At 73.7% G+C, this 6,402-nt stretch carries 7 protein-coding genes; 3 read left to right on the forward strand and 4 right to left on the reverse strand.

Going from position 1 to position 6,402, the window contains the following annotated elements; genetic code table 11:
* A partial coding sequence (gene dacB / locus E1211_RS29495; protein ID WP_132353085.1) for a D-alanyl-D-alanine carboxypeptidase/D-alanyl-D-alanine-endopeptidase occupies window positions 1-1,500 on the forward strand: 1,500 nt, incomplete at its 5' end.
* Between the two features lie 87 nt (window positions 1,501-1,587).
* Here dacB and E1211_RS29500 read toward each other — a convergent pair.
* The 4 genes from E1211_RS29500 to E1211_RS29515 form a co-directional block, all read right to left on the reverse strand.
* A complete protein-coding gene (locus E1211_RS29500) occupies window positions 1,588-1,914 on the reverse strand; it encodes a hypothetical protein (RefSeq protein ID WP_132353087.1) in 327 nt (108 codons plus the stop codon).
* 125 nt (window positions 1,915-2,039) lie between these two features.
* Window positions 2,040-2,477 (reverse strand): nitroreductase family deazaflavin-dependent oxidoreductase, encoded by a 438-nt coding sequence (locus E1211_RS29505; RefSeq protein ID WP_132353089.1) that lies wholly within the window; start codon window positions 2,475-2,477, stop codon window positions 2,040-2,042.
* Window positions 2,478-2,579: 102 nt separating this feature from the next.
* A complete protein-coding gene (locus E1211_RS29510) occupies window positions 2,580-3,560 on the reverse strand; it encodes a hypothetical protein (RefSeq protein WP_207915553.1) in 981 nt (326 codons plus the stop codon).
* A gap of 199 nt (window positions 3,561-3,759) precedes the next feature.
* Window positions 3,760-4,353 carry a pentapeptide repeat-containing protein gene (locus tag E1211_RS29515; RefSeq protein WP_132353091.1) on the reverse strand — a complete coding sequence of 198 codons (594 nt, stop codon included), beginning with the start codon at window positions 4,351-4,353 and terminating at the stop codon, window positions 3,760-3,762.
* An 81-nt stretch (window positions 4,354-4,434) separates the two neighbouring features.
* Between E1211_RS29515 and E1211_RS29520 the strand changes: the two genes are divergently transcribed.
* Both E1211_RS29520 and E1211_RS29525 read left to right on the forward strand, forming a co-directional pair.
* A complete protein-coding gene (locus E1211_RS29520; protein ID WP_132353093.1) occupies window positions 4,435-5,667 on the forward strand; it encodes a serine hydrolase in 1,233 nt (410 codons plus the stop codon).
* Between the two features lie 89 nt (window positions 5,668-5,756).
* Complete coding sequence (locus E1211_RS29525) at window positions 5,757-6,398, forward strand: NAD(P)-dependent oxidoreductase (protein ID WP_132353095.1); 642 nt, start codon at window positions 5,757-5,759, stop codon at window positions 6,396-6,398.
* Window positions 6,399-6,402 lie beyond the last annotated feature (4 nt).

A 6,402-nucleotide genomic window follows, 5' to 3' on the forward strand; every position in this document is an offset into this window, starting at 1 on the left:
GCCGAAACCCCCGCCCCCTCCGTCACCCGCCTGAACGCGACGATCGACGCTGTCCTCGCCGACCCTCGGCTGGCCGGAGCGCAGACATCGGTCGTCGTGGCGGACGCGGCGACCGGCCAGACCCTCTACGACCGCAACGGCGACCGCCGGCTGGTGCCCGCCTCCAACACCAAGCTGCTCACCTCCACGGCGGCGCTCGCGCTGCTCGGGCCCGAGCACCGGTTCCGCACCGAGGTACGCACCACCGGCAAGCGCCGGGGCACGGCGGTCACCGGCGACCTCTACCTGCGCGGCGGCGGCGACCCGACCCTCCTCGCCGCCGACTACGACGCGCTCGCGGCGCAGGTCGCGGCGTCGGGCGTACGCGTGGTGACCGGGGACCTGGTCGCCGACGACACCCGCTACGACCGCACCCGGCTCGGGCCGGACTGGACCTGGGACGACGAGCCCTGGTATTACGCCGCACAGGTCTCCGCCCTGACCGTCGCGCCGGACACCGACTACGACGCGGGCACCGTGATCGTCCACGCCGCGCCCGGCTCGCGGGCCGGCGCTCCGGCGGTGCTCACCACCACCCCGCCGACGAGCTACCTCCGCTTCGACAACCGGGCCAGGACAGTGGCCGACGGCGAGACGTCGATCTCGTTCGAGCGCGAGCACGGCAGCAACACGATCGTGGTCACCGGCCAGATCGCGGCGGGCGACGCGCCGGCCAGCGACTGGGTGACGGTCTGGGAGCCGACCGGCTACGCGGCCGATGTGTTCCGGGCGGCACTGCGGCGGCACGGCGTACGGGTGCTCGGTGCGACGGCGACCGGCCGGCCCACGCCGACCGGGGCCACCACCGTGGCCCGCCACGACTCGATGACGCTGGCCGAGCTGATGGTGCCGTTCCTCAAGCTCTCCAACAACGGGCACGCCGAGGTGCTCACCAAGGAGATCGGCCGGGTCGTCTCCGGCTCGGGCACCTGGTCGGCGGGGCTCGCCGCGATCGAGAGGTACGTGGCGGGCGCCGGCGTGGACACCGGCGCGCTGCGGCAACGGGACGGCTCCGGCCTGTCCCGGCGCAACATGATCCCGGCCGGCGAGTTCGTCGACCTGCTCACCGCCGTGCGCACCGAACCCTGGTTCGACACCTGGTACGCGGCGCTGCCCATCGCCGGCCAGCCCGACCGCTTCGTCGGGGGCACGCTGCGCAGCCGGATGCAGGGCACGCCGGCGGCGGGGAACGTGCACGCCAAGACGGGCAGCCTCACGGGCGCGTCCGGCCTCTCCGGCTACGTCACCGACGCCGACGGCCGGGTGCTGGCGTTCTCGATCCTGCTGAACAACTACCTGGCCTCCTCGGTGAAGGGGCTGGAGGACCAGATCGCGGTCGCGCTCGCCGGCCACAGCGAGAAGAGCGTGGACCGGGCGCGGGTCGCACCGTCCGCGACGCCCGAGGCCCCGCAGGTGCCCGAGGGTGGCGAGTGTTCCTGGGTCAAGCCGATCGCCTGCTGATCGGGGGCCGGTCTCCACGGCCCCCGACACCGTTGCGACCGTCCACGACCGGCCTGACGTGCCGGGCCCCGGATGGGGCCCGGCACGTCAGGCGCTCGGGCGGGGCGGGAGCGGCGCGGTCGGGTCGCCGCGCTCGATGAGCGCCGCGATGTCGGCGTCGCGCAGCCCCCGCAGCGCCAGCACCCGGGTGCCCCAGCGGTGCAGGCGGCAGGGGTGGGGGTTCGCGTCGTTGCGGCAGATGGTGCCGCCGGACCAGCGCCGGGGTGCGTGCACCACCACCGCCCGGACCGCGAACTGGGCGTCCTCGCCCGTCACGTACGGGGGCAGCGGAATCTCCCGGAGCGTCTCGTCGGACGGCTCGGCGACACCGGCCGGGGCGGTCGGACCGACACGGTAGGCGGTGCTCGTGCTCATCTGCGCATCCTCCACACAGGATGGTCGGACGGGGACAGCAGAAAGTTACGACGCCATCGACCGAGGGCGACGGACAAACTGTCCCGCATCCCGGACGGATGTCCGGTCGACCCGTACCGCCGCAGTCAGGCGCGCTCCAGCACCACCACCGGGATCTCCCGGTCCGTCTTGGTCTGGTACTCGTCGTACGCGGGCCAGATCTTCGCCATCGTCGCCCACATCCGCGGCTTCTCCTCGGCCGTGGCGACCCGCGCCCGAGCGGTGAACCGTTCGGCGCCGACCTGCACCTCGACCTGCGGCTCGGAGAGCAGGTTGAGATACCAGGCCGGGTGCTGCGGAGCGCCGCCCTGCGAGGCGACGACCAGGTAGTCCTCGCCGTCGCGCCCGTAGATGAGCGCGGTGCGGCGCAGCTTGCCGCTGTGTCGGCCCCGGGTCGTCAGCAGCAGCGTGAACACCCCCGGTCGCCACTCGTGCCCGTCGGTCCCGTCGGTCTCCAGGTACCGGCGGATGTGGCTGGCGACCCAGCTCGTGGGGCTGTCCAGCACGCCCTCGCTCGCGGTCATGGGCGACTCCCTTCGCATCTCTCACGGCCGATGCCCACGCTACCGCCGACGCCGGCCCGCGGCGCGCGAAGAAACGGGGGAAGGGGCAGCCCGCGGCGCGGCTCAGCGCAGCGCGACGGCCTGGAGGCCGACGTTGCCGCAGTCGTACGAGAAGACCGCCTCGGTGGTCCACGTGATCAGGAGCTGGGCCCCCTTCGGGGCGCGGAAGCGCAGGGTGAACTCGGCGCTGCGGCTGGTGTGCGGGTCCTCCATCCGCAGGGTCGTCGTCGGACCGCCCACGGAGAGCCGGGCGTCCAGCCGGCCACGTGCCATCCAGAGCCCGGCGTAGAGCCGTACGGTGCGCAGCTCCCCGCTGCCCGCGACGGCCAGCTTGAAGCCGTTGCCGATGCCGCAGGTGTACACCCCGTTCGCGGTGGCGTCGACAGTGCGTACCGAGTCGCCGTCGCGCCAGCCGAACAGCTCCTGGTTACCGTCCCATCCGCCGCGCGCGCCAGTGCCGCCCGCGTCGACGATCTCTCCGGAGCCGGACTGCTTCCGGACCGTCGAGCCGGCGCCCCGCAGCCCCCAGTGCACCCAGTCCCGCGGGCCGACGGCGGTCAGGTCGACCTCGGCCGGGATCTCGGCCTGGCTGACCGTGAGCACCGGAGGCGCCGGCGCGGCGGGCCTGGTGGCGGACGGGCTGGGCGAGGCCGTCGGCCGCTGACGGGGGCGCAGCCCCGGTACGGCCGGGCCGGTGTCCGTCCGGTTCGCCTCCACCGCGGGGTAGCCGCTCGGACGGACCGCCCCCTCGGTGATCGCACCGGGCGGCCCCGGCTCCGGATCGGGGCGAGTGCCGACGTACCCGACCAGCGCGGCGAGGCCGGTCAGCAGGGCGAGCCCGGCGACCGTCCACCGATGCCCGGGGCGCACGGCGGAGCCGGCGGCCATCCGGCGCGGCGGGCGGATCGAGGTGAGCCCTCGCCGCAGCACCTTCCGGCCGGCGGCGCCGACGGTCGAGCGGTGGCGGGCCGGGGGCGCGGCACGGTGGGCAGCTCCCCGGCCCGACGGCATCGCGTCCGTCCGCGGCACGTCCTCCTCGGCCACCCCGACCCTCCCGGTCCCGCCAACGGTCACCGGCCCGGCACGCACCACCCCTGCGGGCGCTCCGGACGGCTCGTCGCTTCCATACCGGACGGTCGTGTGCCCGGCCCGGTACGGGAAGGAAGGTAGCCGAGATCGATCCGAATCGGAATCTCGGACCGTCTGCGGCGTACCCGTCGAGGAACGCGCCGGGCGGCAGCGGTCAGCGGACCTCGAAGCCGAGGGCCTGGGCGATCACCACCGCCTGCCCGGCGTCGACGATCGCTCCCGCCCGCTCCACGGCCGCCGGATCGAGCGCGGTCAGGTCGGTGCCGCGCAGGTCGGCGCCGGCGAGCCGCGAGCCGTGCAGCTGGGCGGCGGAGAGGTCGACGCCGGTGACCGTGGCACCGGTCAGGTTGGCCTTGGTGAGGTCGACCTCCCGCATCCGTACGTCGGTGATCCGCACACCGCGCAGGTCGGCGCCGGGCAGGGCGACGAACGACCAGTCGCCCCCGGCGATCGTCAACGGCCGCAGGTCGCACTCGGTGAAGGTGCTGCCGACCAGCTTGCAGCCGGTGAACTCGGCCTCGAAGAGGTTGCACCGCTGGAAGGCGCACCGGGTGAAGGCCGAGTCGGTGTGCCGGGAGGCGTTCAACCTCACGTTGCCGAAGGTGCAGCCGTCGAAGACGGCGCCCCGGCTGACCGCCTCGGTGAGGTCCACCTCGAAGAACGAGCAGCGGACGAAGCGCCGGTCGACCAGCTCCTCGCCGTACCAGTCCTCGTTGCGGAAGGTCTCGTCCTCCGTCGACTCGGGCATCGGGCCAGGCTACCCACGACCACCGACATGTGTGGCCGGAGCCTCTTCCCGGCGCGCGTACCGCCGAGTAGGTTCGGCGAGGTGAGTGTGGCGCGGAGCATCGACCCGGACCAGATCGGCTTCGACCCGGCGCGCCTGGCGCGCATCGACGAGCACTTCGGCAGGTACGTCGACGACGGCCGGCTCGCCGGCTGGCAGGCGATCGTGACCCGGCGCGGCGAGGTGGTGCACTCGGCCACCTACGGGCAGCGCGACCGCGAGGCGGGCGTCCCGGTCGAGCCGGACACCCTCTGGCGGATCTACTCGATGACCAAGCCGATCACCTCGGTCGCCGCGATGATGCTCTGGGAGGAGGGGCGCTTCGAGCTGACCGACGAGATCAGCCGCTGGCTGCCCGAGTTCGCCGAGCCGCGGGTCTACTCCAAGGGCTCGACGCTCAAGCCGTACACGGTCCCGGCGGTGGAGCCGATCCGGGTGTGGCACCTGCTCACCCACACCGCCGGCCTGACCTACGGCTTCATGCAGACCTCGGTGGTCGACGGCCTCTACCGGGCCGCCGGCTACGACCTGTACCCGCCCTCGGACGTCGACCTGGCCGGCGCCTGCACGGCCTTCGGCCGGTTTCCGCTGCTGTTCCAGCCCGGCACGGCCTGGGGCTACTCGGTCGCCACCGACGTGCTCGGCCGGCTGGTCGAGGTGGTCTCCGGGCAGAGCCTCGACGCCTTCTTCGCCGACCGGATCCTCCGGCCGCTCGGCATGACCGACACCCGCTGGTACGTCGAGGACGACGAGGTTGGCCGCCTCGCCGCGCTCTACGCGCCGGACCCCCGCACCGGGCACGCCCTGCGTTACGACCAGCTCGGCGCTCTCGCGTACCGGAAGCCGACCCTGCACTCCGGCGGCGGCGGCCTGATCTGCTCCGCCGCGGACTACCACCGGTTCACCCAGATGCTGGTGCGTGGCGGCGAGCTGGACGGGGTACGCCTGCTCGGCCCGCGCACGGTGCGTTTCATGACCCGCAACCACCTGCCCGGCGGTCAGGATCTGGGCACCCTCTCCACCGGCGGCTTCGCCGAGACCACGCTCGACGGGATCGGTTTCGGGCTCGGCTTCGCGGTGGTCGACGATCCGGTACCGAGCCGGGTGCCGAGCAGCGTCGGCGAGTACTACTGGGGTGGCATGGCGAGCACCGCGTTCTGGGTCGATCCGGCCGAGGAGATCACCGCGCTCTTCTTCACCCAGCTGCTGCCCTCCAGCACGTACCCGATCCGGTCGCAGCTGCGCCAGCTGGTCTACTCCGCGCTGGTGGACTGAGCCGCTCCGGGTTCTCGCGGTAACGCCCCCGGCGGGCGACCCGGTCAATAGCCTTGAGGGCCGGAGGTCACGTCCGGCGGGAGGCGGTCATGAGCAGCATCGTGGTGTTCGGCGCGGGTGGCACCGCCGGCTCCCGGGTCAGCGCCGAGGCGGTCGCGCGGGGGCACCGGGTCACCGCGGCGGTCCGCCGCCCGGAGGCCACCTCCTACCTGCCCGCGGGGGTACGGGTGGTCACCGGCGACGTGACCAGCGAGCGGAGCGTGCGGGAGCTCGCCCCGGAGGCGGACGTGATGGTGGTCGCGATCGGCGGGGGCGAGCGGGAGCTGTGGCTCGACGCGGCACGGGCGCTCGTCACCACCCTGCGCGGGATGCCGGACGCGCCCCGGATCATCCACCTCGGCGGCGGGTCGACGCTGCTCACCCCGAAAGGGACGCGCTTCCTGGACGAGCCGGACTTCCCCGAGGCGTACCGCGACTCGGCGCAGGGCCAGGCCGACGCCCTCGACTACTACCGCGGCCAGGCCGACGGGGTGACCTGGACGTACGTCTCGCCACCGCCGTTGGAGTTCCACCCCGGGGAGCGCACCGGGCACTACCGCACCGGCGCCGACGAGCCGGTCACCGACGATCAGGGCCGGTCGGTGCTCACCTACGAGGACCTCGCGGTGGCGATCGTCGACGAGATCGAGAACCCGCGGCACGAGAACGTGCGCTTCAGCGTGGCGTACTGAGGCC

Source organism: Micromonospora sp. 15K316 (assembly GCF_004348525.1).
Classification (GTDB): Bacteria; Actinomycetota; Actinomycetes; order Mycobacteriales; family Micromonosporaceae; genus Micromonospora.

Bases quoted from the DNA above. Each gene is read 5' to 3' on its own strand.
- E1211_RS29525 (WP_132353095.1), top strand. From the start codon at position 5,757: ATGAGCAGCATCGTGGTGTTCGGCGCGGGTGGCACCGCCGGCTCCCGG.
- E1211_RS29515 (WP_132353091.1), bottom strand. From the start codon at position 4,353: ATGCCCGAGTCGACGGAGGACGAGACCTTCCGCAACGAGGACTGGTAC.
- E1211_RS29505 (WP_132353089.1), bottom strand. From the start codon at position 2,477: ATGACCGCGAGCGAGGGCGTGCTGGACAGCCCCACGAGCTGGGTCGCC.
- E1211_RS29500 (WP_132353087.1), bottom strand. From the start codon at position 1,914: ATGAGCACGAGCACCGCCTACCGTGTCGGTCCGACCGCCCCGGCCGGT.